This window comes from Paracoccus suum, from assembly GCF_003324675.1.
GTDB lineage: Bacteria > Pseudomonadota > Alphaproteobacteria > Rhodobacterales > Rhodobacteraceae > Paracoccus > Paracoccus suum.
This window is the reverse complement of record NZ_CP030918.1, coordinates 1,050,747-1,077,255: the sequence shown is the minus strand read 5'-3', so window position 1 is coordinate 1,077,255 and position 26,509 is coordinate 1,050,747. Positions and strand designations below refer to the sequence as shown.

Below are 26,509 nucleotides of genomic sequence, written 5' to 3'. Positions count from 1 at the left end.
CCTGGCCTACACGATCCCGGCGCGCAGGCAGTCGTGGATGTGCAGGATGCCCTGCGGCCGGCCGTCATCACCCACGCAGAACAGGCAGGTGATCTTTCGATCCTGCATCTGGGCGAGAGCCGTTTCCGCCAGCGCATCCGGGGCAATGGTACGCGGCGCCGGGGTCATGACCTCGGACGCGCGATGTGCCAAGAGGCCGTCCATGTGTCGACGCAAATCGCCGTCGGTGATGATGCCGCGCAGGCGGCCATCGGGGCCGGTCACGCCCGTCACGCCAAAGCCCATCCGGCTGATGGTCAGCAGCGCGTCGGTCATGGGCGCATCCTCGGGCACCAGCGGCATTTCGGCATGCATCAGGTCGGCGACCTTGGCGAGGCGCGCGCCCAGCTTGCCGCCCGGATGAAAGGTGCGGAAATGCTCCGGCGTGAACTTCCGATGCTCCATCAGCGCGACGGCGAGGGCATCGCCCAGCGCCAGCGTCATGGTGGTCGAGGTGGTCGGCACGATGCCGGTGGCGCAGGCCTCGGGCGACGGCGGCAGCAGCAGCGCGACATCGGACAGGCGCAACAGCGTGCTGTCGGGGCGGCCGGCAATGCCGATCAGGGGAATGCCAAACCGCCGGGTGTGGGCGACGATGTCGGCAATCTCGGGCGTCTCTCCGCTGTTGGACAGCACCAGGGCGACGTCAGCCTCGGTCACCATGCCCAGATCGCCGTGGCTGGCCTCGGCCGGATGCACGAACTGCGCCGGCGTTCCGGTCGAGGCGAAGGTAGCCGCGATCTTGCGCCCGACATGACCCGACTTGCCCATGCCGGACACGACCACCCGGCCGCGTGCGGCCAGGATCAGGCGCATCGCCTCTGCAAAGGGCGCGGCCAGGTCGCTATCCAGGCTGGCTTGCAGCGCAGCCAGCCCCTCGGCCTCCTGGCGGATGACGCGGGTCGCGGTCGACAGGTAGCTGTCCATGCTGTGCATCCTAGTGGCGGAAGATGTCGGCCTCGTCGCCCCAACCCATCAGGTCGAGTTGCGCCCGCACCGGAAGGAAGTCAAAGCACGAGCGCGCCAGCGCCATCCGGCCCTCGCGCATCAGCCGCCCCTCAAGCTCGGCCTTCAGCCGGTGCAGATAGAGGACATCCGAGGCCGCATAATCCAGCTGTGCCTCGGTCAATTGGGCCGCACCCCAGTCCGAGGTCTGCTGGTGCTTCGAGATATCCACGCCGATTTCGTTCAGCAAGTATTTCAGGCCGTGCCGGTCGGTAAAGGTGCGCACCAGCTTGCTGGCGATCTTGGTGCACCAGACCGGCGATGCGAGGATGCCATAGGTCCGGGCCAGCATGGCGATGTCGAACCGGCCGAAATGAAACAGCTTTTCCACCGCCGGATCGGCCAGCATCCGTGTCAGGTTGGGCGCCGGCCGCACCTCGCGTGAGACCTGCACCAGATGCGCATTCCCGTCACCGCTGCTCAGCTGGATCAGGCACAGCCGGTCGCGTCGTGGTTCGAGGCCCATGGTCTCGGTATCGATCGCGACGACCGGCCCCAGATCGAGGCCGTCGGGCAGGTCATGCTGGTAGAGATGATTGGCCATCGCGCCCTCCGCTTGCGGGCGGACAGGTAAGCCTCGGGTGCCTGCGGGTCAATGGACGGTAACGGGGCGGCCCGGCGAGCCATCCGAGGCCTGGATTAGTGGTGCCGCAGAAGGGACTCGAACCCCCGACCCCATCATTACGAATGATGTGCTCTACCAGCTGAGCTACTGCGGCCCCGATGCCTGGGGGTTAGGCCCCGGCAGGTGCCGCGCCGGATAGCAGGTTCCGGCGCGAGGGAAAAGTGGAAATCAGGGCCGCTCCGCCGGCTCGGGCGGCTCAACATCGGGACGCACCGGGATGACCTCGACGATGGTCTGCGGCGGCTCTGGCTCGGTCACGGTGCGCGACGGCTCGACCCGCGCGTAATCGATTTCGCGCGGCACCATGCCGGGTGCGACGTCAGGCTCGCGGCGGGTCGCGGTCTGCGACACCCTTTCAGTCACCACTTGGGTGGCCAGAGCCGCGGCGGGCATCGGCGCCGCACCCGGTTCCGCGGGTTGCGGCGATGGATTGGGGGTCCCCACCAGCAGCGGCAGCAACTCGACCCCATTCGGGCTCGCGGCGGTCAAGCTGTGCGGCGCCTTGCGCCAGGACAGCGTATCGAAGGCGCCGCAGCTGTCGCAGACCGGGGCCCAGTCGGCCATGATGTTCTGGCAGTTGTCGCAGATCCACTGCGGCCCGCGATCGGCGGTCAGGGCCTTGGCGAGCCAGCCGCGCACCACACTGTCATCAGCACCTTCGCCCCTCTCGACCGCGGCCATGAGCGAGAGCGAACGCACCGTCGGATCGGATTCGGCGAGGTTGCCCAGCGCGCGGCGCGCACCCGGAAAATCCTCGGCGGCGAGGGCGAGTTCGGCCCGCAGCAATCGGGTCTCCGGATCATCCGGGCGCTGCTTCATCAGCCCCTCGAACCGCTTGAGGCGCTGGGCCGCCGTCTCGTCCGGCATGATCTCGGCATAGACCGCAGCGAGGGAGGGGTGCGGGCGATAGGACCAAGTCTTTTCCAGAACCCGCGCAGCGTTGCGATAGTCCTTCTGGCCAATATAGCTGCGCGCAGCCAGCACAGCGGCCGGAATCAGGTCGGGCGAGGCGCGGTTGGCGCTGATCGCGGCCTCGCGGGCGCTGATCGAATTGCCTTGCGCCAGCACCTCGCGCGCCTCCTGAAGGGCGAGGACGGCATCGCGGCGGATGTGCAGATCGGCCGGGATCTGGCCCTGGCGGCGCTTGTCCTTCAGAACGCCCCGCGCGCCCTTCCAGTCGCCGGCCTTGGCCTGAAGCGACAGCAGTTGATCCTGCATTTCCTGATGCCGCGGTTTCAGTGCGTAGGCCTTTTCGGCCAGTCGCAGCGCGGTGGCGGTATCGCCCAGCGCCAGCCGCTGGCGCATCAAGCCGCGCACGCCGACGAAGCGGGTGCGCTGATCGCCAAGCATCCGACGATACGCCGCGCCGGCCGCATCGACATCGCCGGCGACCTCGGCCGCCTGCGCAGCGAGCAGGTCAGTGATCTCGGGCCGGTCGAGGAACTTGGCAGCGCGGGCAGCCTGATCCTGCGCCAGCCGCCCCTCGCCCGAGGCGACGGCGAGCATCCCCTCGGACAGGGCGGCATATCCCTTGCGCTCGCGCGAGCGGTCAAACCAGCGGTTGATGGCGGTCTGATCGCCCAGCACAAAGCGCAGCATGGCCAGCAAAAAGCCCAGCAGCTTCATCACCAGCCAAGCCAGTACCAGCAGCGCCAGCCCCGCCGCGACGGCCTGCACCGGCCCGAGAGTGTATTCGGTACCGTTGAACACAAGCTGTAACGGCTGGCCGGTCTGGGCCAAGTGTTGCGCGCCCAGCGCGAGGGCCAGGACCACCGCGAAGAAAAGCAGGATCTTGAGCAGGGACAGGATCATGCGATGTTCCTCACGGGGTGGTCTTCAGGGTGTCCAGCGCCCGGCGCGCGGCCACCCAAGCTTTGGCCGGGGCAACCCAACTGGACATCGCCGCCTGCGCGGGTTCGGGCAAGGCCGCGATCTCGCTCAGCGCGGCGGCAATGTCGCCTTTCTCCACTGCTGCGCCGGCCCGCGACAGAACGGCGTCGGGGTCCGTGCCGGCACGGGGCGTGACCGAGCGGGCGCCCGTCTGGGCGCGCAGGAAATTGGCAAGGCCGGTGCCGGCGCCCCTTTGCGAGGCTTCGGTCTTCAGCGAGGCGCGCAGGCCAGCGCGCGCCGCGTTCGGGAAATCGCGCTGCAGATCGGTCAACGCGGGGAGCGGGACAGTCAGTGGCGCGGGCGGCCGGACGCCTGCCGCTTGCAGCTGCGCCGCAGCACTGGTGCCGTCCCCGCCTGAGGTCAGTGCGCCCTCGAGCGCAGCGATGGCGGCCGCGCCCTCGGCCTTGCGCGAGACGTCCGCGACCTTGCCGGCCAGCGTGTCCGCTTCGGCCTGCATGTCCTTCAGCCGCGTCTCGGCGCCGGCCGCGGCCTCCGCAATGGCCTTGCGCGTCGCCTCGGCTTCGTTACGCCACTCGGCCAGCGCCTTGGCCTCGGCCGGATCGACCGTCGGGCGGGCAGCAAGTTCCTCGATGCGCTTGGCCTGATCGGCCAGCGCGGCCTGCAGCTCGGCCAGGCGGTCGGGCCGCGGGGCGGCGGCTGGGGTGGCTGGCGCCGTGGCAGTGCTGGGGTTCTGCGGCGAGGGCGCAGCGGGGCGGGCCTCAAGGGCGGCGATCCGGTCGGTCAGGGCCTTGGTATCGATCGGCGCGGGCGCAGGAGACTTTGCCGCCTTCTCCAGCGTTGCGATCCGCTGGGTCAGTTGGTCGAGCGCGGCCGCTTCGGGCGCGGGAGCCACGTCGGGCGCGGGGGCCGCTGCGAGCGCAGCCTCGGTCGCCTCGGTGGCAGCGCGGCGGGCTTCGGCAGTGAGCGTTTCGGTCTGGGCGGCTACCTCGGCCCGGGCCGCCTCGGTCGCGGCACTGCGGGCCGCGGCCTCAACCTCCGGCGTCAGACCGGGGGCATTGGCCGGGACGGCGGCACCGGGGCGCATGCCCTCGGGCAGATTGGGTATGACCCACCATGCAGCACCGGCGCCGAGCGCGGCGGCAACCGCCCCGCCAAGGACCAAGGGCCAGAATCCGCCGCGCCGCGCCGGGGCGGGCGCGACGGGCGCGGGCTCCGCGCGGGAGGATACTTGGGCGTCGGTGCGCGGAAACACCGGGGCGGTGTCTGCCACCTGTGCTTCCTCCACCTCGACGGATTCAGGCAGGTCCTCCAGATCGCGCAGCACGGTCACATCGGGGCGGTCGGCCTCGGGGGCACCCAGATCGGCGCGTTCCGCGTCCGGCATCTCGCGACGTTCGGCCGCAGGCAGATCACCGCTGCCGAGCAGGCTGGAGTCAATTTTCGGATGGTCGGGTTCTTCATCATTCGCGTCGGCGGGGGTGTCAGCGCTCAGATCGCGGACGACAATCACCTCGTCCTGCGCTGGCAGGGGGCGGGGGTCCTGATCGTCCCGTGGGCTGCCCTGATCCGTCATCTACACGCTCCCCGTGCCTGCCCTGCCGTTGCCGGCCATTTCCGCGGGCACAATCTACGAGGGCCGACGCGCGGCCTCAACCCGGCTTTCGGGGCTTTGTTCCGCCTGCCTAACCGCCGCGCGGATCGCGCGCAGCATGCCTGCGGCATCGGGCCGATCAGAAACCAACGGCGTGCCGGTCCCGCCGGCCGCGCCCCAGGCCGCGGCGGCGGCAGAACTGATGGCGATCACCCACAGCGACGCCCGCGCGCCCTCGGCCGCGGCTGCCGCCAGACTGGCCGAGCGGGGCGAGAACAGCGGCCACAGCACCGGCGCCGGCCCCGCCAGCAGCCTGCGTGCAGCCGGATCCAGCGGTTGCGGCTGCTGTTCATAGACGACCATCCCCGGCACTGGCAGCACGCGCGCGACGTGGCGGCCATGCGCATGGATCAAGGGCACGGGGCTGGCGGCAATCAGGGGCAGCAGCCCGCTCGCCTCGCCGGTCGTGCCGATCTGCACCTGAAAGCCGGCGGCGCGGGCCGCGGCCCCGGTCCCCTCGCCCACGCACAGCGCCAGTCGGCCATGGCCTGGCCCGCAGGCCGGCACCGCCTCGGGCGAGGTCAGAACCAAGCCCGGTGCCGTTCGCAGGCGGGCACTGTCATGGGCGACGGGAACCGGCCGCATCAGCGGCGCGATCACGACCGGCAGATCGGGCAGGACGGACGCCACCTCCGCCGCGAACCGCGCCGCCGCCACGGCGGGGCGTGTCAGCAGCAGCACCGGCTGAATCGACGCCTCCATTGTCTGCCCTCCGTGGCGATGCTAGCGGTGCGCACCCTCGCCCTTTCCTTGCCCCAGCATCCCCGGCCCCGCAACATGCCCCTGACCGTCCTCGGCATCGAGAGCAGCTGCGACGACAGCGCCGCCGCCGTGGTCCGCGGCGACCGGACGGTGCTGGCCTCGGTCGTCGAGGGCCAGACCGGGCTGCACGCAGCCTTTGGCGGCGTCGTGCCCGAGATTGCGGCCCGCGCCCATGCCGAGCGTCTGGACCATTGCGTGGAGGCTGCGCTGGCGACGGCCGACACCCACCTGCGCGATCTGGATGCCATCGCGGTCACCGCCGGACCGGGGCTGATCGGCGGGGTGCTGTCGGGGGTAATGTTGGCGCGCGGCCTTGCCGCGGCGACCGGCCTGCCGCTGATCGGCATCAACCACCTGGCCGGCCATGCGCTGACCCCGCGCCTGACCGATGGCGTGCCCTTTCCCTACCTGATGCTGCTGGTCAGCGGGGGGCATTGCCAGTTCCTGGCGGTCGAGGGGCCGGACGGTTTCCGCCGCCTCGGCGGGACCATCGACGATGCGCCGGGCGAAGCCTTTGACAAGGTCGCCAAGTTGCTGGGCCTTGCCCAACCCGGTGGCCCTACGGTCGAGGCGGAAGCGCTGCGCGGCGATCCCCGCCGCTTTGCCCTGCCCCGCCCGCTGCTGGACCGCCCCGGCTGCGAGATGAGCTTTTCGGGCCTGAAAACCGCGGTGCTGCGGCTGCGCGACGATCTGGTCGGGGCGAAGGGCGGGCTGACCCCGCAGGACCGCGCCGATATCTGCGCCGGTTTTCAAGCGGCAGTGGTCGAGGTGCTGGCTGCCAAGACCGCCCGCGCGCTGGCTCTATCGCCCGCCCCCACGTTCGCGGTCGCGGGGGGGGTGGCCGCCAACGGTGCGATCCGCGCCGCGCTGCAGCAGGTGGCGCAGGCTGCCGGGGCGACTTTTGTCGCGCCGCCCCTGCAGCTTTGTACCGACAACGCCGCGATGATCGCCTGGGCGGGGATCGAACAACTGTCCGCTGGCATGCCCCCAGAACCGATCATCGCCCGCCCCCGCTGGCCACTGGACAGCAACGCGGCGCCCATGCTCGGCAGCGGCAAGCGCGGGGCCAAGGCATGAGCGGACCCGACATCGCCATCGTCGGCGCGGGCGCGTTCGGCAGCGCCTTGGCGCTCGCCCTCGCCCCGACGCGCCGCGTGGTGCTGTGGGGTCGCAACCCGCCGCGCTGGCCGGCTGGTGCGGATTTGACCGAAAAGCCCCGGACCGATGATGCCGGCCTGACCGTCACGACCGACCTGGCCCAAGCCACCGCACCGATTACCCTGCTCGCCCTGCCGGCGCAGGCCCTGCGGCCGTTCCTGTCGCAGCATGGCCCGGCGCTGTCCGGGGCGCTCGTCTCGACAGCCAAGGGGATCGACCTCGAAACGCTCGAGGGACCCAGCCGCAGCATCGCCCGCGCCTGCCCCGGCGCGGTCATAGCGGTCCTTACCGGCCCCAGCTTTGCTGCGGATATTGCCCGCGGGCTACCGACCGCACTGACGCTGGCCTGCGCCGACCCGCAGGCCGAGGCGATCCAGCATGCGCTCGCCACGCCCACGCTGCGGCTTTACCGAACCGCCGACGTCACCGGCGCCGAACTCGGCGGCGCGCTGAAGAACGTCATCGCCATCGCGGCGGGTGCGGCCATCGGCGCAGGCTTTGGCGACAGCGCCCGTGCCGCCATCGTCACCCGCGGCTTCGCCGAGATGACGCGCCTTGCCACTCGTCTCGGGGCCGAGGCGGAAACGCTGGTCGGCCTCTCCGGCCTCGGGGATCTGATCTTGACCTCGACCTCGGATCAGTCGCGCAACTTCCGCTATGGCCTCTCCCTGGGACGCGGCCAGACGTTCGATGCCGGGGTCACGGTCGAGGGCGCGGCCACCGCCCGCGCGGTTGCCCGCCTCGCCCCACGGGTGGATGTCGAAATGCCGGTCGCCTCTCAGGTCGCGGCCCTGTCCGAAGGCCGAACCACGATTGCCGCCGCCCTGGCAACCCTGCTGAACCGCCCTCTGCGCGAGGAATGAAAGGAAATCCGATGCCCCTCTATGCGATCATCTGCAAGGACCGCGCCGACGCGCTGCAAACCCGCCTCGATAACCGGCAGGCGCATCTCGACTATATTGCCGAGACCGGGATCGTCGTGATGGCCGGCCCGCTGATGCAGTCGGGCGAGATGCGCGGCTCTCTGGTGATCGTCGAGGCGACGGAGCTGGCCTCAGCCAAGGCCTGGTCGGCGGGCGATCCGTACCTCGCGGCCGGGCTTTTCGACACCGTCGAGGTGATCGAATGGAAAAAGGTGATCGGCTGATGGCGCACTGGCTGCTGAAATCCGAGCCCGACACCTTTGGCTGGGACGACCTCGTCGCACGCGGCAAGGCTGGCGAGCAGTGGGATGGCGTGCGCAGCTTTCAGGCCCGAAACAACATGTTGGCCATGAAAAAGGGCGAGCGCGGCTTTTTCTATCACTCGAACGAGGGCAAGGCCGTGGTCGGTATCCTGGAGGTGATCGCCGAGGCGCATCCCGACAGCACCGCCGATGACCCCAAGTGGCAATGCGTCGATGTTCGCGCGGTGAAGCCGCTGAAAAATCCGGTCTCGCTGGCCGATTGCAAGGCCGAGCCGCGCTTGAAAAACATGGTCCTCGTCAACAACTCGCGCCTGTCGGTGCAGCCGGTGACCGACGAGGAATGGGACGTTGTGATCGAGATGTCGGGCGGCTGAATCCAGCCCCCGGATGCCCGCCGCACAAGCTGAACCGCCGTCACGACAGCGGCGTTATCGCCGTTGAATGCCGCCCGCTCGACGCGCCGTCGGCAACAATAAAGGAAAGCCGCCATGGACAACACCCGCAGCACCTCGAACCCCTGGCCCGAAGGCGCCCCGGTTCACCCGATCTTCAACCGCCCGATCGATGCCGAGGTGCCCCACGGCTTCGAGGAGGCGCTATTCGGCATGGGCTGCTACTGGGGGGTCGAGCGGCTTTTCTGGGACGTGGACGGCGTCTGGATGACCCAGGTCGGCTTCGCCGGTGGCCAGGTCGCCAGCCCGACCTACGAGCAGGTGTGCAGCGGCCGCACCGGCCATGCCGAGGTCGTGCATATCGTCTTTGACCCCTCGCGCGTCAGCTACGAAAAGCTGCTGAAGATGTTCTGGGAGAACCACGACCCGACCCAGGGCAACCGCCAGGGCAACGACATCGGCGATCAGTATCGCAGCGTGATCTTTACCTATACCGACACACAGGCGGCCCAGGCCGAGGCGTCCAGGATCGACTACGACAACCGCCTCGCGGTCGCGGGCAAGGGCCGGATCACCACCCAGATCGCCCCCGCGCCGCAGTTCTTTCCCGCGCACGAGGCGCACCAGCAGTATCTGCACAAGATCCCTGATGGTTATTGCAACCTGCGCGGCACCGGGGTCGAAGCCTCGATGCCCGAGCCGCACGAGCCCGTCTGATGACCACCTGGTCCGCCCTGACTCATGTTGCCAGCCGCGCCGCGGCCGAGGCGCTTGCCGCCCATGCCGACGAGGTCCTGGATCCCGAGCCCGCGGGCAGCGGCGTCTTCGAGATCGAGGACGGCAGCGACCGATGGGAGGTTGGGCTCTATTTCACCGAGGCACCGGACGAGATTGCCTTGGCGTTGCTCGCCGCCGCATCGGGCGCACAACCGTTCGCGGTGTCTGAACTGCCCGAGGTTGACTGGGTCGCACATGTAAGGCGCGAGCTGACGCCGGTGCGGGCGGGCCGTTTCTTTGTCTATGGCGCACATGACGCCGATCGGATCCCCGAGGACAGCGAGCCGCTGCTGATCGAGGCTGCCATGGCCTTCGGCACGGGTCACCACGGCACCACGCGCGGCTGCCTGCTGGCGCTCGACCAGTTGGCGCGAGACGGCGTGCAGCCGGTGCGCATGGTGGATATCGGATGCGGTACCGCGGTTCTGGCGATGGCCGCCGCGCGCCTCTGGCCGCAGCATATCGTCCTGGCCTCGGACAACGACCCCGTCGCGGTAGACACCGCGGCGGCGAATGTCATCGCCAACGGCCTTGCCGGCCGGGTCGAATGCATCGAGGCGGTCGGCTTTTCGCACCCGATGCTGGCCGACAGCGCGCCGTTCGATCTGGTGACCGCCAATATCCTCAAGCAGCCACTGATCGATCTGGCGCCCGATATGGCCAGGCACATCACTCCCGGCGGCCGCGCCATCCTCAGCGGCCTTCTGACCGACCAGGCAGCCGAGGTCGTGGCGGCCTACGAGACGCAGGGCTTTACGCTGGAGCATCGTGGCGATCTGGGCGAATGGTCGACGCTGGTGATGCGCCGCTGAGCCGCGCCCCCTTCGGCCTAGCCTATCCGCAGATACAGAAAGGCCCCCGCCGGCGCTACCGGAGGGGGCCTTTTCACAGCGAATGCCGTGGGCTCAGAGCCCGCGGGAAATCCGCTCGATATCGCCACGGCACAGACCGATATCGTCCAGCTCGCGGTCGGTGAGCCGGTTCAGTTCGCTGCGCGTGGTGCGCGTGTTGTGCCAGTGGGACAGGCCCGCCATGAGGCGCGCGCCGAAACCAATGGAAGGACCCGCCGAAACGCGAGTGTCGATCGCAGACATTTTGTCACCTATGAAACACAGGCCCTTGTTGCCGGGCCACATCCGAGTGATGCGGATATACCCCTACCTCCCCGAACTTGCCAGCCATGGCGCGACAAGGCAGCTATGCAACGCCAGCATAATGCGGTGTTTTATTTAATGTTTTGGTAACAGGTTGGCGACCTCCGGGAGACAAAAGGGCACGCTTTCGCGAGGGCTAGAAACTGCATCATTTATGCAACAAAATGGCATTGAGACTGTCCTTCCGCGCCCTTCGCATGCAAAGCGCCGACGCGCCATGCAAACTGCCCAACCCCGGCATCAAATCGCCGGGCAAGGCCCCGGCATCCAGTCCCCCAAAGTCGCCTGCCAAAGGGTGATCGCCGCTACTGCGGCGGTATCCGCGCGCAGGATGCGCGGCCCCAAGCTGACGGTTGTGACGCTACGGCACGCCGCGATCCGCTGGCGTTCGGCGTCGGAAAAGCCCCCTTCAGGACCTATCAGGATGACCCATGGCGCGCCTTCGGGGTGCGAATCCCCTTGGGCGGGGAGGCCTAGAGCCTCACCGGCGCGCTGTTCGTCGGCCCACATCACCCGCCGATCCCCCAGATTCGCCAGCAGGCGGTCCAGCGGTTGCAGCGCCGCGACCTCGGGCACGTAGCTGCCGCCGCATTGTTCGGCCGCCTCGACGGCATGGGCCTGCAGGCGCTCGCGGGCGATACGCTCGGCATTGGTATAGTCGGTCGTGACGGGCAGAATGCGCGCACAGCCCAGCTCGGTCGCCTTTTCGACGATGAAATCCGTGCGGGCCTTTTTCAGCGGAGCGAAGGCCAGCCACAGGTCGGGGGGCATGCGCTGCGGGCCGGCCTGCGCCATCGGCATGACGCTGCCGCCAGCACGCTTGGACAGTGCCGCGATCTGCGCCGACCAGACGCCATCGCGGCCATTGAACACCTCGATCTCCGCCCCCGGCGCAAGGCGCATGACGTTGCCGAGGTAATGCGCCTGCGCACCGTCCAGCGCGGCGGCTTGTCCCGCGCAAAGCGGCTGGTCTATGTAGAGGCGCACTGTTCCCATCGCAGGACGCGATCCTATGGCAGCCGCCCGCGCAGCGCCAGCCGCAGCGCCTATTCCGGCCGACACCCCCGCGGGCAACTGGGTAGATCGCCTCGCCCCGCCCGGGTGGCGGCCGTGGCTGCGACTCAGCCGCGCTGACCGGCCGATCGGCACCTGGCTACTGCTGCTACCATGCTGGTGGGGCCTTGGGCTTGCGATGATCGCGCATGGGCCCGCCTGGCGCGATCTGTGGATCACCCTTGTCTGCGGCCTCGGGGCGCTGGTCATGCGCGGCGCCGGCTGCACCTGGAACGACCTTGCTGACCGCGACATCGACGCCCGGGTCGCCCGCACCCGGGCGCGGCCGTTGCCCTCGGGGCAGGTGACACCGCGGGGCGCGCTGGTCTGGCTGGCGGTGCAGGCGCTGGTCGGCCTCGCCCTGCTGCTGACGCTGGGTCCCGCGGCGATCTGGCTGGGCGTCGCTTCGCTGGTGCCGGTCGCGGTCTATCCGTTCGCCAAGCGTTTTACCTGGTGGCCGCAGGCCTTCCTTGGCGTCGCCTTCAACTGGGGGGCGCTCCTGGCCTATGCCGCCCATGCCGGTCGGCTGGAGGCACCGGCCCTCGTCCTGTGGCTCGGCGGGATCGCCTGGACGCTGTTCTACGACACCATCTATGCCCATCAGGATATCGAGGATGACGCGCTGATCGGCGTCAAATCCACCGCGCGGCTGTTCGGCGACGACACCGGCCGCTGGCTGACCCGTTTCGCCGTCGTGGCAACCGTGCTGTTGGCGCTGGCAGTGTGGCTGGCCGCTCCGACTGGCTGGGCTGCGTTGCCCGCCTGCGCGGCGGTCCTGTCGCTGGCGCTGCACCTGGCTTGGCAGCGGCGCGTCTTTCGGCCCGGTGACACCGCGATGGCATTGCGCCTGTTTCGCAGCAATCGCGATGCCGGACTGGCGGTTGCGCTGTTTCTCGCCATGGCCGGGCTGGCCTGATTGCCCTTGCCCGCGCTGGTCGATACATCCCGCCGGTCCTAACCGCCGAGAGGCGCCCGATGCCGCAAACCGCCACGACCCCGCTGTCACGCCCTGCCGCGCCCGCCCGCAACCGCCCCGTCGTGGGGGTCGCACTGCGCGCGCTGGTTCTGGCCGCGGCAGGCACCGGCTGCTGGTTCGGCGCGACCGAGGCCGCCGATTTCATCGAGCGTCGCTCGTCCGAGGAGGTTCGCCTCGCCCTCGCCAGCGGCGGCTTTGACTGGGCGACGCTTCGGACGGACGGGCTGCAGGTCGCGCTGGGCGGGATCGCCCCGGACGAGGGTGCCCGCTTTCGTGCCATCGCCCAGGCGGGCGCCGCCGTAGGCCCCGGCCGGGTCGTTGACCGGATCGAGATCGCGCAACGCGACCCCGCCGCCGCCCCGGATTTCCGGATCGAGCTGCTGCGTAACGACGCCGGCCTGTCGATGATTGGCCTGATCCCGGCCAGTGCCGACCGTCTCGGCCTAGCAAGGCTGCTGGCCGACGGCGCCGGCCATCCGGCGGTCACCGACCTGCTGGAGGCGGCAGACTATCCCGCCCCGCCGGGCTGGGAGGCCGCCCTCAGCTTTGGCATGACGGCGATCCAGTCGACGCCGCGCGCCAAGGTCTCGATCACCCCGGGCCATGTCGCGGTGACGGCGCTTGCCGACAATCCCCGCGACAAGGTCCGGCTGGAGGCGAGCCTGGCCCGCGCGGCACCCGCCGGCGTGACGCTGGATGCCCGGATCACCGCCCCCCGCCCGGTCATCGCCCCGTTTACACTGCGCTTCGTCAAGGACGCGGCGGGCGCCCGCTTCGATGCCTGCGCCGCTGACACCGAGACCGCCCGCCAGCGAATTCTGACCGCAGCAGAGGAGGCGGGCGCGGCCGGCGAGCCGGTTTGCACCATTGGGCTGGGCGCGCCGGGCGCACAATGGGCCGATGCCGCAGTGGCCGCCATCGAGGCTGTGGCGGCCATCGGCGCCGGCTCGGCCACTCTCTCGGACACTGACATTGCGCTCGATGCGCCAGAAACCGTGCCGCAGGACCGCTTTGACGCTGCAGTCGAGCGTCTCGGGAAGGCACTCCCCGCGGCTTTCGATCTGGAGGCGACGCTGGCCCGCCCTGCACAGCCAGAGGCCGCGCCGCAACCCGCCGAGTTCACCGCGACGCGGGCCGGGGATGGCCGCGTCACCCTGCGCGGCCGCGTGTCCGACGACCGCATGCGCAACGCCATCGAAAGCGTCGCGCGCGCCCGTTTCCCCAATGTGGAATCCGCCCTGCGCACCGATCCGAGTGTCCCCGCCGGCTGGAGCCTGCGCGTCATCGCCGCGATCGAGGCCATGGCCGGGCTCGATTCCGGCAGCACCACCGTGACGCCAGAGCTTATCCGAATCGACGGCGTATCGGGCAGCGAGACCGCCTCGAACGCGGCCGCGGCAGCACTGGGGCGGCGGCTGGGCGCGGGTGCCGATTTTGCATTGTCGATCCGCTATGACCGGCGGCTGGACCAGACACTCTCTCTGCCCACGGGGCAGGAATGCGTCGACCGCGCCAACCGGGTCCTGGCCACATCCGAGATCGGGTTCGAGCCGTCCAAGGCCGAATTCGCTGGCGATGTCGCCCCGACCATCGCCGCGCTGAAAGAGGCGCTGAATGAATGTGGCGCCTTCCGGATCGGGGTCGGCGGCCACACCGATTCGCAGGGCTCGGACGATTTCAACATGACGCTGTCACAGAACCGCGCCCAGTCGGTGTTGACCGCACTGACGGAGGGCGGGATCGACACGCACCTGATGAACGCCGCTGGCTTTGGCGAGACCCAGCCGATCGGCCCGAACGACACCGAGGCCGGCCGCGAGGCCAATCGCCGGATCGAGTTCCGACTGCTCGCCCCCGACCCGGTCGAGGCGGGGGGCGCACCGCCCGTGGCCGTGGTCACCGGCGTCACCGCCGTCACGATCCCCGAGGCGCCGGCCAACTCCGGCGCGCCGACCGACCCGGTCAGCCTCGCGATGCCCGAACTGGGCTCCGTGCCGCCCGCACTGGCCGCCCCACCCCATCTCCCGACCGAGGCGAGCAGCCTTGCCCTGCGCGTCATCAGCGGCGCGGTTGATCCGGCAACGTCCCTCGCCCTGCAGGTGGTTGAGGGTAGCTGGACCGGCGAACCGCTGGAGGCCGCCGCCAGCCTCGCCGCCGAGGTAGCGGGCATGATCACCGATGACGAATTCTCGCATGACGAGGACGCTGGGATGGAGACGCCCGAGGTCCCCAACCCCGAACTTGGGATGGCAGGCCCCCCGCCCGAGGGATATACCGACCCCGCATCCGATGCCGGCGCCGCGCAAGATGAGGCCGGCGACGTCCCGGCGCAGGACTGACGCAGGAAGGACCGCCCGCCGCATGGACCGCCAACAGTTCATCGTCGCAACGGCCGTCACGCTGTTCGTTGCCTTCTTGCTCGGCTGGTTCGCCAGCTGGCTGATCCACCGCATGACCCGCGCCACGCGCGCCGACCTGAACGAGTTGGAAAGCATGGCCCAGCAGCTCCACGACGCCGAGGAGGCGCGCGACAACGCCGTGGCCGAGCTGGAGGAGCGCGAGGCCGCCCTTTCCACCCGACTCGCCGCCAGCGAGGACGAGCTGAAGATCGCCATGGACGGCCTGACCGAAAGCCGCACCGAGATCGAGGAATTGCGTGACTATATCGAAAAGCGCCTGGCGCGCAGCCGTGGGGGCAAAACGTGACTGATCCTGCCGTGGGCAAGGCCCGCCCATCCGCCCATTCCGAGCCCGCCCACTCGGAGGGGGTTGGTGCAATCCCCGACATGACCGCCCTGCGCCGCCGCATCGACGCGCTCGACGCGCGGCTGATCGCCCTGTTGGCCGAGCGCACGCGCCTGATCGACCGCGCCGCGCAGATCAAGCTGCGCGACGGCCTGCCCGCGCTGATCGAATCGCGGGTCGAGGAAGTCGCCGCAAATGTCCGCGGACTGGCCGCGCAGGAAGGGGTGGACCCCGACCTCGCCGACAGCCTGTGGCGGCTGATGATGACCCATTTCATCGACCGCGAGGCCCGCTTTCTGGACGCCCGCGCCGCCACCCCGCAGGACCGCGCATGAGTGCGCGCATCATCGACGGCCGCGCCCGTGCGGCCGAGTTGCGCGCCCAGATCGCCACCGAGGTCGGCACCCTCAAGTCCGAGCATGGGTGGGTGCCGGGCCTCGCCGTGGTGCTGGTCGGCTCCGATCCGGCCAGCGAGGTCTATGTCCGCATGAAGGGCAAGGCGACGGCCGAGGCCGGGATGGCCGGGTTCGAACATCGCCTGCCGTCCACCGTCACCCAGGCAGCGCTGCTGGACCTGATCGCGCGCCTGAACGCCGATCCGGCGGTGCACGGTATCCTGGTCCAGTTGCCCCTGCCGCCGCAGATTGACGAGGCGGCGGTGATCGACGCCATCGCCATCGCCAAGGATGTCGACGGCTTTCACGTCCAGAACGCCGGGCGCCTCGCCACCGGGCAGGCTGCCATGGTGCCCTGCACGCCGCTGGGCTGCCTGATGCTGCTGCGGGCCGAGCTTGGCAGCCTCGAGGGGCGCGACGCGCTCGTCATCGGGCGCAGCAACATCGTCGGCAAGCCGATGGCGCAATTGCTGATCCGGGACAGCGCCACGGTCACGGTCGCACATTCCCGCTCGCGCGATCTGCCGGGACTGTGCCGCCGGGCCGAGATCGTGATTGCCGCCGTCGGCCGGCCGCGACTGGTGCAGGGCGACTGGCTGAAGCCCGGCGCGGTGGTGATCGACGTCGGCGTGAACCGCACCCCCGAGGGCCTGGTCGGCGACGTCGATTTCGAGGCCGCGCGTCAGGTCGCCAGCGCCATCACCCCGGTTCCGGGCGGGGTCGGGCCGATGACCATCGCCTGCCTTCTGGCCAACACTCTGACCGCCGCCTGCCGCAGCGCCGGCCTGCCCGAGCCGCAGGGCCTGACCGCGTGAGCCACAGCCTGCAGGTCCGGGTCTATTACGAGGACACCGACCTCGCGGGCATCGTCTATTACGCCAATTACCTGAAGTTCATCGAGCGTGGCCGCTCTGAATGGCTGCGCGCCGCCGGGATCGACCAAGCCGGACTGAAGGCCGCGACCGGCACCGTCTTTGCCGTCCGCCGGATCGAGGCGGACTACCTTGCCCCCGCCAGGTTCGATGATCTGCTGACGGTGCAGTCGCGACTTACCAGCCACAGCCCGGCGCGGGTAGTGATGGCGCAGCGTGTGCTGCGCGCGGATACGCCCCTGTTCGAAGCCCAGGTGACGGTCGTCGCCATTGGCCCAGGCGGCCGACCGGTGCGCCTGCCGCAGGGGCTGGTCGCGGCATTGCAGTAATCCGGCGGCCAGAAGCGGTTAGTTCCGGTCAGCGACCGTCAGGCCGTCAAATCGAGCTCCCCTAGGCGCCACCTCAAGCCAGCCAACCCACGCTCATGTGCCGCTTGCCGGCAAAGCCTTGTCGCCGCTCGACGGCAAAACCGGCCTCAGTCAGTGCCCGCCGAACATGGCCGGCGGCGGTGTAGGTGGCGAACGTGCCCTTCGGCGCAGTGTGCCGAGCGACCTCGGCCATCAACGGCGCGCCCCACATCTCGGGGTTCCGGGCCGGGGAAAAGCCGTCGAGGAACCAAGCGTCCGCCCGGCCGTCCCAGGCGCGCAACGTCTCGCGCGCGTCGCCGTGGATCACCTCTGCCTCGATCTGGCCAACCTGGAAGCGGCCCCGCCCGGCGGTGATACCCGCGCGCAGCGCCTCGGCCAGCTGCGCCAACCCCGGAAAAGCCGCGTGCGCGCGCGCCAGGTCGGCGCCGGTCATCGGAAATGCCTCGAAACTGGTGAACCGGATCGGCGCCTCCGTGGCCGCCGCCAGCGCCAGCAGGTTCAACCCGGTGCCGAAGCCCAGTTCGGCCACATGGAACCCGGGCCTAAGGCGGGCGGGCAGATCGTTGCCCGCCAGAAAGACGTGGCGCGTCTCGTCCAGCCCGCCGTTCAGGCTGAAATACGGATCGTCGAACCGGGTCGAGACCGGGATGCCCCCCTCGCGCCAGGTCAGCGCGGGCACGGGATCTGGCGTGGGGTTTTCGGCGTCGCTCATGCAGGCTACCTCGGGGCGCGGCATAAGGGATCGGGCGGTGATGTCCAGCGATGTGACGGTCGTCGGGGCCGGTATCTTCGGCCTCTCCTGCGCTTGGGCGATGGCGCGCCGTGGCGCGCGGGTGCAGGTGCTGGAGGCGGCAGCGATCGGCGCCGGCGCCTCGGGCGGTATGGTTGGTGCCCTCGCGCCGCATGCCCCCGAGAACTGGACCGAGACCAAGCAGATCCAGCTGGAGAGCCTGGTCGCGGCCGAGCCGTTTTGGGCCGACGTTGCGGCGGTCGGCGGGATCGACCCCGGTTACGCGCGAAGCGGCCGATTGCAGCCCGTCACTGATCCGACCCGGGCCGCGGCGCTGATCGCCGGCGCCGCACGCCATTGGCCTGGCTACAGCATGACGCTGGTCGAGGGGCCGGCCGGCCTCGCCCCCGGCGGCCCGTGGCTGCGCGACGACCTGACCGCGCGCATCGCCCCGCGCCGGGCCCTTGCCGCGCTCGCCGCCGCCCTGCGCGCGCAGGGTGCGACACTCACCGAAGGCTGTGGTCCGGTCCTCGCGGCGGACGGCCCGGCCATCTGGGCCACCGGCGCGCCGGGCCTCGTGGCGCTCGGTCAAGCGCTGGGAAGAGCCGTCGGCAGCGGCGTCAAGGGCCAGTCTGCGCTGCTGGAGTTCGACGCGGCAACCTGCCCGCAGATCTACGCGCCGGGCCTTCATATCGTACCACATGGCGACGGCACCGTGGCCATTGGCTCAACGTCTGAATCCGCCTTCACGCAGCCGGGTCCCGACGCGCTGCTGGATGACGTGATCGCCCGCGCCCGGGCGCTGATCCCGCCTCTGGGCGCGGCGCCGGTCATCGACCGCTGGGCCGGCATCCGCCCCCGTGCCCGCTCGCGCGGGCCTCTGGTCGCGCCCTGGCCGGACCGTCCGGGCCAGTTGATCGTCAACGGCGGCTTCAAGATCGGCTTTGGCGTGGCGCCGTGGATCGCGGAAGCCGTGGCCGACCTTTTGCTTGAGGGACACAGCCGCATCCCCCCGGCATGGCAGGTTGTCTAGTTGGCCGGTGGCCATTCTGCGCCCGCCAGGTGCCTTCGTCGCCCTGACGCAACGACCTGCCCACGCCTTTGTGTTACCCCGGACCTGACACCGGGCAGAAGCTTTTGCTACAAGCCCGCGAAACAATGACCAAACCCGATGTGAGGCAGTGACATGGACACTATCGCCGCCGCCGCCCAGCCGGTGGATTTTTCGCTGATCGCGCTGTTCATGCGGGCGTCGCTGACCGTCAAGATCGTGATCGTGCTACTGATCCTGGCCTCGTTCTGGTCCTGGGCCACGATCATCCAGAAGCTGATCACCTTTGCCGCCGCGCGCCGCGACGCCGCCCGGTTCGACCGCGCCTTCTGGTCCGGCCAGCCGCTGGACGATCTGTATGATCGCATTTCCGACAAGCCCTCGGGCGCGGCCGAGCGGGTCTTTTCCGCCGGCATGGGCGAATGGCGCCGCAGCCACAAGGACGAGGGCGCGGTCATCCCCCATGCCCGCCAGCGCATCGACCGTGCCATGTCGATCGTGGTCGCGCGCGAGGAGGACCGCCTGTCGCGCGGGCTGACGCTGCTCGCGACCGTCGGCTCGACCGCGCCCTTCATCGGGCTTTTCGGCACCGTCTGGGGTATCAAGTCGGCCTTCGAGGGGATCGCGATGTCGCAGAACACCTCGCTCGCCGTCGTCGCACCGGGCATCGCCGAGGCGCTGCTGGCGACCGCGCTGGGCCTCCTCGCCGCCATACCGGCGGTGATTTTCTACAACAAGCTCAGCGCCGACGCCGACCGCCTCGCCGGCGGATACGAGACATTCTCCGACGAATTCTCGACCCTCCTGTCGCGCCAGCTGGACGAGGGCTGAGGCATGGGCGCGTCATCCAGCGGCGGCACGCGCGGGCGCGCAGGACGCCGGCGGCACCGTCCCATGGCCGAGATCAACGTCACGCCCTTCGTCGACGTGATGTTGGTGCTGCTGATCATCTTCATGGTCGCGGCGCCCCTGCTGACGGTCGGCGTGCCGCTCGAGCTGCCTAAGACCGCCGCACAGGCCGTCCCGTCCGAGCCGACCGAGCCGCTGACCCTGTCGATCACGCCTGCCGGTCCGCTGATCCTGATGGAGACCGAGATCGCCGAGGCCGACCTGATCCCGCGCCTGCAGGCGGTGCTGGCCGAGCGCGAGAGCCGGCGCATCTTTCTGCGCGGTGACAGTAGCCTGGCCTATGGACGGGTTATGCAGGTCATGGGCGCGCTGAACGCCGCCGGATTCACGGATATCGTCCTGGTCACCGACGGTGGCGGCCCGGACATGGGCGCACGTCGCGGCGCGGCCGCGGCGCCGGCCCAAGATGGCTGAGCTGACCGCCGACGAAGCTGACCGGGTGCCGCAGGGCGATCCGGCGCGCACGGGACGCTTCGTCTCGGGCGTGGCGCATGTCGGCATCCTGCTATGGGCCATCGTTGGCGGGGCGCTCTTCCGGGCGCAGGAAATCCCGCCGCCGCAGTCGACCGAAGTTGCAACGATAACCGAGGCGCAGTTCCAGAAACTCGCGGCTGCCGCGCGCGGATCGGGCCCGGTGGCGCCCGGCGGCGACAGCGCCCCGAACCAGCCGGCGCGTCCGGCGGCTGCCCCGCCCTCGGGCGACGGCGACGATACCGCCGCGCCCGTCGATGCGACGCCGCCGCGCGGCGCGCCGCGGCGTCCGCAGCCCGCGGCCGGGGCCGCCCGACCCGAGGCAGCGCCGAACCTCGGCGATCTGTCGCGCCCGAGCGCGCCGGCAGCGGTCGCCACCGCCGCGCCCGAGGCACTGGCGCCCCAGACCCCTGCGGCGCCGGATCAGCCCGCCGCCACCGTCGCCGACGCCCCTGCCCCGGCGGCGCCCGTAGCCAACCGCCCGTCCGCGCCCGCGAGCCCCGACGCACCGCCGCAGACCCCGGCCGAGGCACCGCCGCCCGAGCCGAGCCTTGCGCTGAACCAATCCCAGCGTCCGCGCACCCGCGCCGAGGCGCAGGCCGTGCTGGATGCAGCCGCGCGCGAGCAGCAGGCCGCCGCGGCCCTCGCCATCCAGGCCGAGGCCGACCGCCGCGCCGCCGAGGTGACCGCGCGCGAGACGGCCGCCGCCGAACAGCGCGCCGCAGAGGCCGCCCAGGCCGCTGCCGCCGAGCAGGCAAAGGCCGCGCAGGCTGCCGAAGCCGAAGCGGCGGCCCAGGCGGCCGAGGCCGAGCGCCGCGCCGCAGCGGCTGAGGCCGCAAAGACCGCTGAGGCCGAAAAAGCCGCTCGTGCGGCCGAGGCGGCCGAGGCTGACCGTGTCCGTCGCGCCGCTGCCGCCAAGGCCGCAGCCGACGCAAAAGCAGCTGCCGAAGCCGAGCGCCGCCGTGCCGCCGCCGAGGCGCAAGCCAAGGCCGAGGCCGCCGCTGCACAAGCCGCCGCCGACGCGGAGGTGGCCGAGGCCGCGCGCCGGCAGGCTGAAGCGGAAGCCGCAAAGGCTGAGGCAGAAGCCCAGGCGGAAGCCGAGGCGCAGGCACGCGCGGACGCCGAAGCGCAAGCGCGCGCCGACGCCGAGGCTGCCGCGAGCGCGACCGAACCTGCGGACCCGCTAGCCGAAGCCCTCGCGCAAGCCGGCGTGCAGCCTGCCCCGCCCATCGCCGTGCCGCCGGATGTCGCCGCTGCTGAAGATGCTGCGGCTGCCCCGCAAACCGATCCGAACGCCACCACGCCCCAGCCGGACACGGCCGACGACCTGACCACCGCCCTGGCAGATGCCATGGCGGGTGCGACGGACGATCCGACCGCCGATCCCAACGCGCAGGCCCCGGCCGATCCGACCGCACCCGATGACGGCAGCCTTCCGCCCTCGGCCTCGGAAACCGCGGCGAATGCCGAGGCGGACGGCACAGCGCCCCTGCCGGGCGAGGATCCCCTGGCCGATGCCTTGGCCGAGATCCAAGTGCTGCCCGGCGCTGGGGGCGGCAACCCGGATGGCGAGGGCGATGGCCCCGGCCTGACCTCGGCCGAGATCGCGGCCTTCCGCGATGCTGTGGCGCCCTGCTGGAACCTGGGGCCGCTGTCGCGCGCCGCGCGCAACACCACGGTCACGATCCGCCTGCGCATGTCGCCCGACGCCCTGCCGATCGCCGATTCGATCACAATGGAGCGCGCAACCGGCGGCAGCGGCGCGGCGGCCGAGCAGGCGTTCGACGCCGCCCGCCGCGCAATCCTGCGCTGTGCCGGAACTGGCTATCCGCTGCCGCTGGACCGCTACAACCGCTGGCAGGAGATCGTGATCAACTTCCTGCCGCAGGGAATGGCGATTCGATGAGGCTGGGCCCGCTGATCGCTGCGGCGCTGCTCGCGCTGACGCCGGCGTTGCCGGCGCTCGCGCAGGACGGCTCGCTGCATATCGAGATCACAGAGGGCGTGACCGAACCGTTGTCGATCGCCATCCCCCCCTTCGTGGACGAAGGCGGCGCGGCTGATCTGGTCGGCCCGATCCGCGATCTGGTCGCGCGCGATCTGACCGGGACGGGCCTCTTCCGTGACCTGCCGCAAGAAGCGATGCTGACCCGGCCGGGCGGCTTTGACGAGCCTGTGGCCTGGTCGGAATGGCGCGCCATCGACACCCAGGCGCTGCTGACCGGCGCCGTCTCGGTCGTGGGCGATCATGTGTTCGTCAAGTTCCGGCTGTTCGATATCTATGCCGGCCGCCCGCTGGGCGACGGCATGCAGTTCGACGCCGCCCTCGACGGGCAGCGGCGGCTGGCGCACAAGCTGGCAGATCAGGTCTACACCCGCCTGACCGGCGAGACGCCCTATTTCGACAGCCGCATCGCGTTTGTGGCCGAGACCGGGCCGCGCACGCGCCGCGTCAAGCGGCTGGCGCTGATGGATTACGACGGCGCCGGGCTGCATTACCTGACCGACGGCGCCGAGCTGGTGTTGACGCCGCGCTTTTCACCCGATGGCAAGCACCTGACCTATGTCACCTTTGCCGGCGGCACGCCCCGGATCGCGCTGTTCGACCTGGACAACATGTCCGTGCAGCAGCCCCCAGCCGACCCCGGGACCATGAGTTTCAGCCCGCGCTTTACGCCCGATGGCCGCTGGCTGGTCTATTCGCAGGAGCGGGGGGGGAACACGGACATTTGGCAAATGGATGTCGCAACCGGCATGCGCCGGGCTCTGGTCGAGGGTCCGGGAATCGACACCGCGCCCAGCGTCAGCCCCGACGGCAAGCGCCTTGCTTTCGAAAGCGACCGCTCGGGCCGCAGCCAGATCTACGTCATGCCGATGGCAGGCGGCGAGGCCAAGCGCATCAGCTTTGGCGAGGGCAAATACGGCACGCCCGTCTGGTCGCCTCAGGGCGATCTGATTGCCTTCACGTTGCAGAAAGGTGACAGCTTTCACATCGGCGCCATGCGACCCGACGGCTCGGACGAGCGGGCGCTGACCGCCTCGCCCCATGACGAGGGGCCCAGCTGGGCGCCGAACGGCCGGGTCGTGATCTTCACGCGACAGGAGCCGGGCGGCAAAGGCGTCGCCCGCTTGCATTCGGTGGACATCACCGGCCGTAACATGCGACCTGTCGAAATGAAGGCGGCAGCCTCGGATCCCTCGTGGGGACCGTTGCTGCCCTAGTCGTTGCGAGACGCCGGAGGACAGGATGCGTTGGCCCCCTAAAGCCGCTACCGCTGCCATGATGGCGGGGCTGACCCTAGCCGTGGCAGGCTGCACCCCGCCGCCAGCGACCGTCAGCGCGCCGGTCACCGATCCTTATGTCAACACTGGTGACGCCGGCGCCCGCTACACCGGCGATGTGACCCGCAAGACACGCGGCGTGTTGCCCGGGACGGCCTCGCCCGAGGCTTTCGCCGCCAGTGCCGGCGACAGTGTCAGCTTTTCGGTCGACCAGGTGATCCTCAGTCCCGAGGGCCGCGCGCAGGTCGGCCGGCAGGCTGCCTGGCTGTCGCGCAACAAGAGCTTCATCGCCCTGATCGAGGGCCATGCGGACGAGCAGGGCACGCGCGAATACAACCTCGCGCTGGGCGCCCGGCGTGCCGCCTCGGTCCAGGAATACATGATCGCCCAAGGGATCGAACCCGGACGGGTCAGCACAGTCAGCTATGGCAACGAGCGTCCGCTCTCCGCCTGCAACGACGGCGACGAGGCCTGTTCGGCGCGCAACCGGCGCGCGGTCACCGTCGTCTCGCCCGGGGCGCCCGCGGCAGCGGCCGTGGCCACCCTGCCGGGGGCGACGCCGCCCGCGGTGCCGGACGTTCCGCCTGACGTGCCGGACGTCGGCGTCTGATGCGGCGCGGCCCCGCCCTGACCGCGGCAATCCTGGGCCTCGGGCTGGTGGCGGCCTGGGCGCAAACCGCGCCGACGGTCGCGCCTCAGGCGGTGCCTGAAGTTGCGCCTGCGGGGGTGCCCGAGGTAGCGCCTGAGGCCGTGCCGCAGTTCCAGTCTCCGATTGCGCCTGAGGCCGCGGCTCCGGTCGACGCGCAGATCGAATCGCCGATCCCGTCGGGAGCCGCTCCGCAAATCGAGTCTCCGATCGGGGCGGCCCCCGAAGCCGTACCTGAAGTTGCGCCCCAGATCGCGCCCGAGACCGGTGACATTCCGGGCGAAGTCAACGTTGATACCATGGGCGAAAACCCAGCCCTGCCCGACCAGGCGCAGGCGACTGCGGCCGATCCCGCTTCGCTGGCGGCGATGCGAGCCGATCTGGCCGCCCTCGGCAAGGCGCTGCAGTCCCTGCGCGCCGAGTTGCGCGCTTCCGGCCCTGCCGGGTTCGCCATCGCAGGCGGCACCGGCGCCATCGATCGCATGGACCGGATGGAGGTCGAGATCGCCCGCCTGACCGGCGAGGTCGAGGCGATGCGCAACCGTGTCGAGGCAGCGATCACCGAGGGCAGCACGCGCGCCGGGGACATCGAGTTCCGCCTCTGCGAGATGGAGCCGGGCTGCGATCTGGGCGCGCTGACCACCTCGCAACTGGACGCCGCGGTGGACGGCGCCCCCGACGTGCCCGCGCCGGACCTTGCAACCCCGATGCCGACGCCGATCCCCGGCACCGTCCCGCCCGATGGCACCGCAGCGCCCAGCGGCGAGGCGGCCGACATGGACCGCGCGCGACAGGCAGCCGCGGCAGGCGATCACGCCAGCGCAGCGCAGCTGTTCGGCGCCTTTGCCACCGATCATCCGGGCAGCCCGCTCGCACCGGAGGCGCTGTATCTGCAGGGCGAGGCGCTGGCGGCTGCCGGCGACGGGCCGGGCGCGGCCAATGCCTGGTTGCAGGCCTTTACCGCCAATCCCGCGGGCGATCACGCGGCCGCATCGCTGCTGGGCCTCGCCGACGTGATGGCGAAATCCGGCAAGACCGAGGATGCCTGCCTGTTTCTGACCGACGTCCCCGCGCGGTTCCCGGGAACCCCGGCGGCGCTCGAAGCGGTCAGCCGTGCCGAGGCGCAGGGCTGCCCGGCGGCGGTTCCGGCCGCGCCAGCCGACGGCGCCGCGATGGACCCGGAGGCAGCGGCCGACCTGGCCGATGGCGACTGAGGCCGAGGCGCGGGCGCATCGGGCCCTCGACCTTCTCGCGGGCGACCTGCCTGCCCTGGGGCTTGCCCTGTCCGGCGGGGGCGATTCGACCGCGCTGATGCACCTCGCGACGGACTGGGCCGCGCGCCGCGACGTGCGGCTGGCGGCGGTGACTCTCGATCACGGGCTGCGGCCCGATTCAGCGGCGGAGGCGGCGGCGGTCGGGCGCGCCGCCACGACCCTCGGAATCCCGCATCGCACGCTGCATTGGGATTCCTCTGCCGCTAGCGGCAATCTGGCCGCGGCGGCGCGTGACGCGCGGCTGACTATGATCGGGGACTGGGCTCGGGCCGAGGCGCTGCCCGCGGTGGCGCTAGGCCATACCCGAGACGACGTGGCTGAAACGCTGCTGATGCGGCTGGGACGGGGCGCGGGCATCGACGGACTGGCGGCGATGAAAAGCCGGCGCGAGGCGCAGGGCATGGTCTGGCTGCGGCCGCTGCTGGACCTCGGCCGGCAGGACTTGCGCGACTTTCTGCGCCGGCGCGGGGCCGAGTGGATCGATGATCCGACCAATGACGACCTGCGGCTGGACCGGGCGCGGGTTCGCGCGGCGATCAACGCCGCGGGTCTGGACCCGGCGCGGCTGGCGGACAGCGCGCGGCACCTCGCCTCGGCCCGCGCGGCACTGGCGCAGGTCGCGGCGACGGCGATGGCCAGTGCAGCGATGGACCCCGATGGCAGCCTGCACCTGCCCCGGCCCGCCTTTGATACCGCCCCGCGCGAGGTGCGGCGCATGATCCTCAGCGCAGCGCTGAGCGTCCTGGCTGGCCCGGGCTACCCGCCGCGCGGCGATACGATTCGGCTGGCCCTCGATGCGCTGCAGGCCGGACGGGGTGCGAGCCTCGGCGGCATGCTCGCCACCCCCCGCGCCGGCCTCCTCATCCTGACACGCGAGCCTGCGGCCGCCGCCCGGGCCGCGCCCTTGCAGTACGACGGCATCTGGGACGGGCGCTGGCGTGTCACCGGTGTACCGCCGGGGTGTCACGTTGCCGCATCCGCGGGCAGCGCAGCGCCCGCCCTGTGGCGTGGCGCGACCTGCCTTGGGCCGTTGCCGCTGGCAGGCACCCACGCCGCCCCGCTGCGCAATCTGAATGATTTCAGGCAAATCCTGTCCATGTGAACGCGCTGGCGGATGCGGCGCATTGAACCTTGCGC

The 26,509-nt window shown here is 70.7% G+C and carries 28 protein-coding genes and 1 tRNA gene; 20 read left to right on the top strand and 9 right to left on the bottom strand.

The annotated features are described in order from the left end of the window. Nucleotides 1-6: 6 nt before the first annotated feature. The 6 genes from DRW48_RS05195 to DRW48_RS05170 all read right to left on the bottom strand — a co-directional run bounded on the left by DRW48_RS05195 (nucleotide 7) and on the right by DRW48_RS05170 (nucleotide 5,873). A complete protein-coding gene (locus tag DRW48_RS05195; RefSeq protein WP_114077382.1) occupies nucleotides 7-966 on the bottom strand; it encodes a KpsF/GutQ family sugar-phosphate isomerase in 960 nt (319 codons plus the stop codon). A 10-nt stretch (nucleotides 967-976) separates the two neighbouring features. Beyond that, on the bottom strand, nucleotides 977-1,588 hold the full coding sequence (locus tag DRW48_RS05190; RefSeq protein ID WP_114075476.1) for a ribonuclease D: 612 nt from the start codon (nucleotides 1,586-1,588) through the stop codon (nucleotides 977-979). Between the two features lie 99 nt (nucleotides 1,589-1,687). Then, a tRNA-Thr gene (locus DRW48_RS05185) sits at nucleotides 1,688-1,763 on the bottom strand. Nucleotides 1,764-1,837: 74 nt separating this feature from the next. Continuing rightward, on the bottom strand, nucleotides 1,838-3,481 hold the full coding sequence (locus DRW48_RS05180) for a heme biosynthesis protein HemY (protein WP_114075475.1): 1,644 nt from the start codon (nucleotides 3,479-3,481) through the stop codon (nucleotides 1,838-1,840). 10 nt (nucleotides 3,482-3,491) lie between these two features. After that, nucleotides 3,492-5,093 (bottom strand): COG4223 family protein, encoded by a 1,602-nt coding sequence (locus DRW48_RS05175; RefSeq protein ID WP_114075474.1) that lies wholly within the window; start codon nucleotides 5,091-5,093, stop codon nucleotides 3,492-3,494. A gap of 54 nt (nucleotides 5,094-5,147) precedes the next feature. Beyond that, entirely contained in the window at nucleotides 5,148-5,873 is a 726-nt protein-coding gene (locus tag DRW48_RS05170; protein ID WP_114075473.1) for a uroporphyrinogen-III synthase, read from the bottom strand. A gap of 75 nt (nucleotides 5,874-5,948) precedes the next feature. Here DRW48_RS05170 and tsaD point away from each other — a divergent pair, with 75 nt between their 5' ends. From tsaD to DRW48_RS05140, 6 genes are all read left to right on the top strand, one after another. Next, a complete protein-coding gene (tsaD, locus tag DRW48_RS05165; RefSeq protein WP_114075472.1) occupies nucleotides 5,949-7,010 on the top strand; it encodes a tRNA (adenosine(37)-N6)-threonylcarbamoyltransferase complex transferase subunit TsaD in 1,062 nt (353 codons plus the stop codon). Beyond that, on the top strand, nucleotides 7,007-7,954 hold the full coding sequence (locus DRW48_RS05160) for an NAD(P)H-dependent glycerol-3-phosphate dehydrogenase (protein ID WP_114075471.1): 948 nt from the start codon (nucleotides 7,007-7,009) through the stop codon (nucleotides 7,952-7,954). Before tsaD ends, DRW48_RS05160 begins: the two co-directional genes overlap by 4 nt. 11 nt (nucleotides 7,955-7,965) lie before the next feature. Further along, nucleotides 7,966-8,238, top strand: a complete 273-nt coding sequence (locus tag DRW48_RS05155; RefSeq protein ID WP_114075470.1) for a YciI family protein — start codon at nucleotides 7,966-7,968, stop codon at nucleotides 8,236-8,238. Further along, a complete protein-coding gene (locus tag DRW48_RS05150; RefSeq protein ID WP_114075469.1) occupies nucleotides 8,238-8,651 on the top strand; it encodes an EVE domain-containing protein in 414 nt (137 codons plus the stop codon). Before DRW48_RS05155 ends, DRW48_RS05150 begins: the two co-directional genes overlap by 1 nt. A 114-nt stretch (nucleotides 8,652-8,765) precedes the next feature. Beyond that, nucleotides 8,766-9,386: a peptide-methionine (S)-S-oxide reductase MsrA gene (gene msrA, locus DRW48_RS05145; protein ID WP_114075468.1), complete on the top strand. Its 621-nt coding sequence runs from the start codon at nucleotides 8,766-8,768 to the stop codon at nucleotides 9,384-9,386. After that, nucleotides 9,386-10,258, top strand: coding sequence for a 50S ribosomal protein L11 methyltransferase (locus DRW48_RS05140; RefSeq protein WP_114075467.1), 873 nt, complete (start codon nucleotides 9,386-9,388; stop codon nucleotides 10,256-10,258). Before msrA ends, DRW48_RS05140 begins: the two co-directional genes overlap by 1 nt. Nucleotides 10,259-10,351: 93 nt before the next feature. Here the strand turns inward: DRW48_RS05140 and DRW48_RS05135 are convergent, their stop codons facing one another. Both DRW48_RS05135 and DRW48_RS05130 read right to left on the bottom strand, forming a co-directional pair. Next, complete coding sequence (locus DRW48_RS05135) at nucleotides 10,352-10,540, bottom strand: DUF1127 domain-containing protein (RefSeq protein WP_114077381.1); 189 nt, start codon at nucleotides 10,538-10,540, stop codon at nucleotides 10,352-10,354. 300 nt (nucleotides 10,541-10,840) lie between these two features. Next, nucleotides 10,841-11,596: a 16S rRNA (uracil(1498)-N(3))-methyltransferase gene (locus tag DRW48_RS05130; RefSeq protein WP_114075466.1), complete on the bottom strand. Its 756-nt coding sequence runs from the start codon at nucleotides 11,594-11,596 to the stop codon at nucleotides 10,841-10,843. A gap of 16 nt (nucleotides 11,597-11,612) precedes the next feature. Here DRW48_RS05130 and ubiA point away from each other — a divergent pair, with 16 nt between their 5' ends. From ubiA to ybgC, 6 genes are read left to right on the top strand one after another with little or no spacing between them, the layout of a single operon-like run. Further along, on the top strand, nucleotides 11,613-12,569 hold the full coding sequence (gene ubiA, locus DRW48_RS05125) for a 4-hydroxybenzoate octaprenyltransferase (RefSeq protein ID WP_114075465.1): 957 nt from the start codon (nucleotides 11,613-11,615) through the stop codon (nucleotides 12,567-12,569). A 59-nt stretch (nucleotides 12,570-12,628) separates the two neighbouring features. Continuing rightward, a complete protein-coding gene (locus DRW48_RS05120; protein WP_114075464.1) occupies nucleotides 12,629-14,968 on the top strand; it encodes an OmpA family protein in 2,340 nt (779 codons plus the stop codon). A gap of 22 nt (nucleotides 14,969-14,990) precedes the next feature. Continuing rightward, complete coding sequence (locus DRW48_RS05115) at nucleotides 14,991-15,335, top strand: hypothetical protein (protein ID WP_114075463.1); 345 nt, start codon at nucleotides 14,991-14,993, stop codon at nucleotides 15,333-15,335. Next, nucleotides 15,332-15,709: a chorismate mutase gene (locus DRW48_RS05110; RefSeq protein ID WP_422385751.1), complete on the top strand. Its 378-nt coding sequence runs from the start codon at nucleotides 15,332-15,334 to the stop codon at nucleotides 15,707-15,709. The genes DRW48_RS05115 and DRW48_RS05110 overlap by 4 nt, the downstream gene beginning before the upstream one ends. Continuing rightward, the gene (gene folD, locus DRW48_RS05105) at nucleotides 15,706-16,584 is read left to right on the top strand and encodes a bifunctional methylenetetrahydrofolate dehydrogenase/methenyltetrahydrofolate cyclohydrolase FolD (protein WP_114075461.1); all 879 of its coding nucleotides are present in this window, start codon (nucleotides 15,706-15,708) and stop codon (nucleotides 16,582-16,584) included. The genes DRW48_RS05110 and folD overlap by 4 nt, the downstream gene beginning before the upstream one ends. Further along, nucleotides 16,581-16,970, top strand: a complete 390-nt coding sequence (gene ybgC / locus DRW48_RS05100) for a tol-pal system-associated acyl-CoA thioesterase (RefSeq protein ID WP_114075460.1) — start codon at nucleotides 16,581-16,583, stop codon at nucleotides 16,968-16,970. Before folD ends, ybgC begins: the two co-directional genes overlap by 4 nt. 73 nt (nucleotides 16,971-17,043) lie before the next feature. Here the strand turns inward: ybgC and mnmC2 are convergent, their stop codons facing one another. After that, entirely contained in the window at nucleotides 17,044-17,721 is a 678-nt protein-coding gene (mnmC2, locus tag DRW48_RS05095) for a tRNA (5-methylaminomethyl-2-thiouridine)(34)-methyltransferase MnmC2 (RefSeq protein WP_199286160.1), read from the bottom strand. A gap of 40 nt (nucleotides 17,722-17,761) precedes the next feature. Here mnmC2 and DRW48_RS05090 point away from each other — a divergent pair, with 40 nt between their 5' ends. The 8 genes from DRW48_RS05090 to tilS all read left to right on the top strand — a co-directional run bounded on the left by DRW48_RS05090 (nucleotide 17,762) and on the right by tilS (nucleotide 26,474). Continuing rightward, complete coding sequence (locus DRW48_RS05090) at nucleotides 17,762-18,772, top strand: NAD(P)/FAD-dependent oxidoreductase (RefSeq protein ID WP_114075458.1); 1,011 nt, start codon at nucleotides 17,762-17,764, stop codon at nucleotides 18,770-18,772. Between the two features lie 153 nt (nucleotides 18,773-18,925). Further along, nucleotides 18,926-19,621 (top strand): protein TolQ, encoded by a 696-nt coding sequence (gene tolQ, locus DRW48_RS05085; protein WP_114075457.1) that lies wholly within the window; start codon nucleotides 18,926-18,928, stop codon nucleotides 19,619-19,621. A gap of 3 nt (nucleotides 19,622-19,624) precedes the next feature. Continuing rightward, complete coding sequence (locus DRW48_RS05080; RefSeq protein WP_114075456.1) at nucleotides 19,625-20,113, top strand: ExbD/TolR family protein; 489 nt, start codon at nucleotides 19,625-19,627, stop codon at nucleotides 20,111-20,113. After that, nucleotides 20,106-22,076, top strand: coding sequence for a hypothetical protein (locus tag DRW48_RS05075; RefSeq protein ID WP_162784678.1), 1,971 nt, complete (start codon nucleotides 20,106-20,108; stop codon nucleotides 22,074-22,076). The genes DRW48_RS05080 and DRW48_RS05075 overlap by 8 nt, the downstream gene beginning before the upstream one ends. Beyond that, nucleotides 22,073-23,392, top strand: a complete 1,320-nt coding sequence (gene tolB / locus DRW48_RS05070) for a Tol-Pal system beta propeller repeat protein TolB (protein ID WP_114075454.1) — start codon at nucleotides 22,073-22,075, stop codon at nucleotides 23,390-23,392. Before DRW48_RS05075 ends, tolB begins: the two co-directional genes overlap by 4 nt. A gap of 25 nt (nucleotides 23,393-23,417) precedes the next feature. Beyond that, a complete protein-coding gene (locus DRW48_RS05065) occupies nucleotides 23,418-24,062 on the top strand; it encodes an OmpA family protein (protein ID WP_241963385.1) in 645 nt (214 codons plus the stop codon). Continuing rightward, on the top strand, nucleotides 24,062-25,312 hold the full coding sequence (locus tag DRW48_RS05060; RefSeq protein ID WP_114075452.1) for a tetratricopeptide repeat protein: 1,251 nt from the start codon (nucleotides 24,062-24,064) through the stop codon (nucleotides 25,310-25,312). The genes DRW48_RS05065 and DRW48_RS05060 overlap by 1 nt, the downstream gene beginning before the upstream one ends. Beyond that, nucleotides 25,302-26,474: a tRNA lysidine(34) synthetase TilS gene (gene tilS / locus DRW48_RS05055; RefSeq protein ID WP_114075451.1), complete on the top strand. Its 1,173-nt coding sequence runs from the start codon at nucleotides 25,302-25,304 to the stop codon at nucleotides 26,472-26,474. Before DRW48_RS05060 ends, tilS begins: the two co-directional genes overlap by 11 nt. Nucleotides 26,475-26,509: the final 35 nt, after the last annotated feature.

Excerpts from the sequence above, each read along its gene's own strand:
- folD (WP_114075461.1), top strand. The coding sequence starts at position 15,706 with ATGAGTGCGCGCATCATCGACGGCCGCGCCCGTGCGGCCGAGTTGCGC.
- DRW48_RS05060 (WP_114075452.1), top strand. The coding sequence starts at position 24,062 with ATGCGGCGCGGCCCCGCCCTGACCGCGGCAATCCTGGGCCTCGGGCTG.
- DRW48_RS05195 (WP_114077382.1), bottom strand. The coding sequence starts at position 966 with ATGGACAGCTACCTGTCGACCGCGACCCGCGTCATCCGCCAGGAGGCC.
- msrA (WP_114075468.1), top strand. The coding sequence starts at position 8,766 with ATGGACAACACCCGCAGCACCTCGAACCCCTGGCCCGAAGGCGCCCCG.
- DRW48_RS05065 (WP_241963385.1), top strand. The coding sequence starts at position 23,418 with ATGCGTTGGCCCCCTAAAGCCGCTACCGCTGCCATGATGGCGGGGCTG.
- tolB (WP_114075454.1), top strand. The coding sequence starts at position 22,073 with ATGAGGCTGGGCCCGCTGATCGCTGCGGCGCTGCTCGCGCTGACGCCG.
- DRW48_RS05175 (WP_114075474.1), bottom strand. The coding sequence starts at position 5,093 with ATGACGGATCAGGGCAGCCCACGGGACGATCAGGACCCCCGCCCCCTG.
- DRW48_RS05170 (WP_114075473.1), bottom strand. The coding sequence starts at position 5,873 with ATGGAGGCGTCGATTCAGCCGGTGCTGCTGCTGACACGCCCCGCCGTG.
- DRW48_RS05160 (WP_114075471.1), top strand. The coding sequence starts at position 7,007 with ATGAGCGGACCCGACATCGCCATCGTCGGCGCGGGCGCGTTCGGCAGC.
- DRW48_RS05155 (WP_114075470.1), top strand. The coding sequence starts at position 7,966 with ATGCCCCTCTATGCGATCATCTGCAAGGACCGCGCCGACGCGCTGCAA.
- mnmC2 (WP_199286160.1), bottom strand. The coding sequence starts at position 17,721 with ATGAGCGACGCCGAAAACCCCACGCCAGATCCCGTGCCCGCGCTGACC.
- tolQ (WP_114075457.1), top strand. The coding sequence starts at position 18,926 with ATGGACACTATCGCCGCCGCCGCCCAGCCGGTGGATTTTTCGCTGATC.
- DRW48_RS05140 (WP_114075467.1), top strand. The coding sequence starts at position 9,386 with ATGACCACCTGGTCCGCCCTGACTCATGTTGCCAGCCGCGCCGCGGCC.
- DRW48_RS05075 (WP_162784678.1), top strand. The coding sequence starts at position 20,106 with ATGGCTGAGCTGACCGCCGACGAAGCTGACCGGGTGCCGCAGGGCGAT.
- DRW48_RS05190 (WP_114075476.1), bottom strand. The coding sequence starts at position 1,588 with ATGGCCAATCATCTCTACCAGCATGACCTGCCCGACGGCCTCGATCTG.
- DRW48_RS05080 (WP_114075456.1), top strand. The coding sequence starts at position 19,625 with ATGGGCGCGTCATCCAGCGGCGGCACGCGCGGGCGCGCAGGACGCCGG.
- tilS (WP_114075451.1), top strand. The coding sequence starts at position 25,302 with ATGGCGACTGAGGCCGAGGCGCGGGCGCATCGGGCCCTCGACCTTCTC.
- DRW48_RS05120 (WP_114075464.1), top strand. The coding sequence starts at position 12,629 with ATGCCGCAAACCGCCACGACCCCGCTGTCACGCCCTGCCGCGCCCGCC.
- DRW48_RS05130 (WP_114075466.1), bottom strand. The coding sequence starts at position 11,596 with ATGGGAACAGTGCGCCTCTACATAGACCAGCCGCTTTGCGCGGGACAA.
- DRW48_RS05115 (WP_114075463.1), top strand. The coding sequence starts at position 14,991 with ATGGACCGCCAACAGTTCATCGTCGCAACGGCCGTCACGCTGTTCGTT.
- ubiA (WP_114075465.1), top strand. The coding sequence starts at position 11,613 with ATGGCAGCCGCCCGCGCAGCGCCAGCCGCAGCGCCTATTCCGGCCGAC.
- DRW48_RS05150 (WP_114075469.1), top strand. The coding sequence starts at position 8,238 with ATGGCGCACTGGCTGCTGAAATCCGAGCCCGACACCTTTGGCTGGGAC.
- tsaD (WP_114075472.1), top strand. The coding sequence starts at position 5,949 with ATGCCCCTGACCGTCCTCGGCATCGAGAGCAGCTGCGACGACAGCGCC.
- DRW48_RS05135 (WP_114077381.1), bottom strand. The coding sequence starts at position 10,540 with ATGTCTGCGATCGACACTCGCGTTTCGGCGGGTCCTTCCATTGGTTTC.
- DRW48_RS05180 (WP_114075475.1), bottom strand. The coding sequence starts at position 3,481 with ATGATCCTGTCCCTGCTCAAGATCCTGCTTTTCTTCGCGGTGGTCCTG.
- DRW48_RS05090 (WP_114075458.1), top strand. The coding sequence starts at position 17,762 with ATGTCCAGCGATGTGACGGTCGTCGGGGCCGGTATCTTCGGCCTCTCC.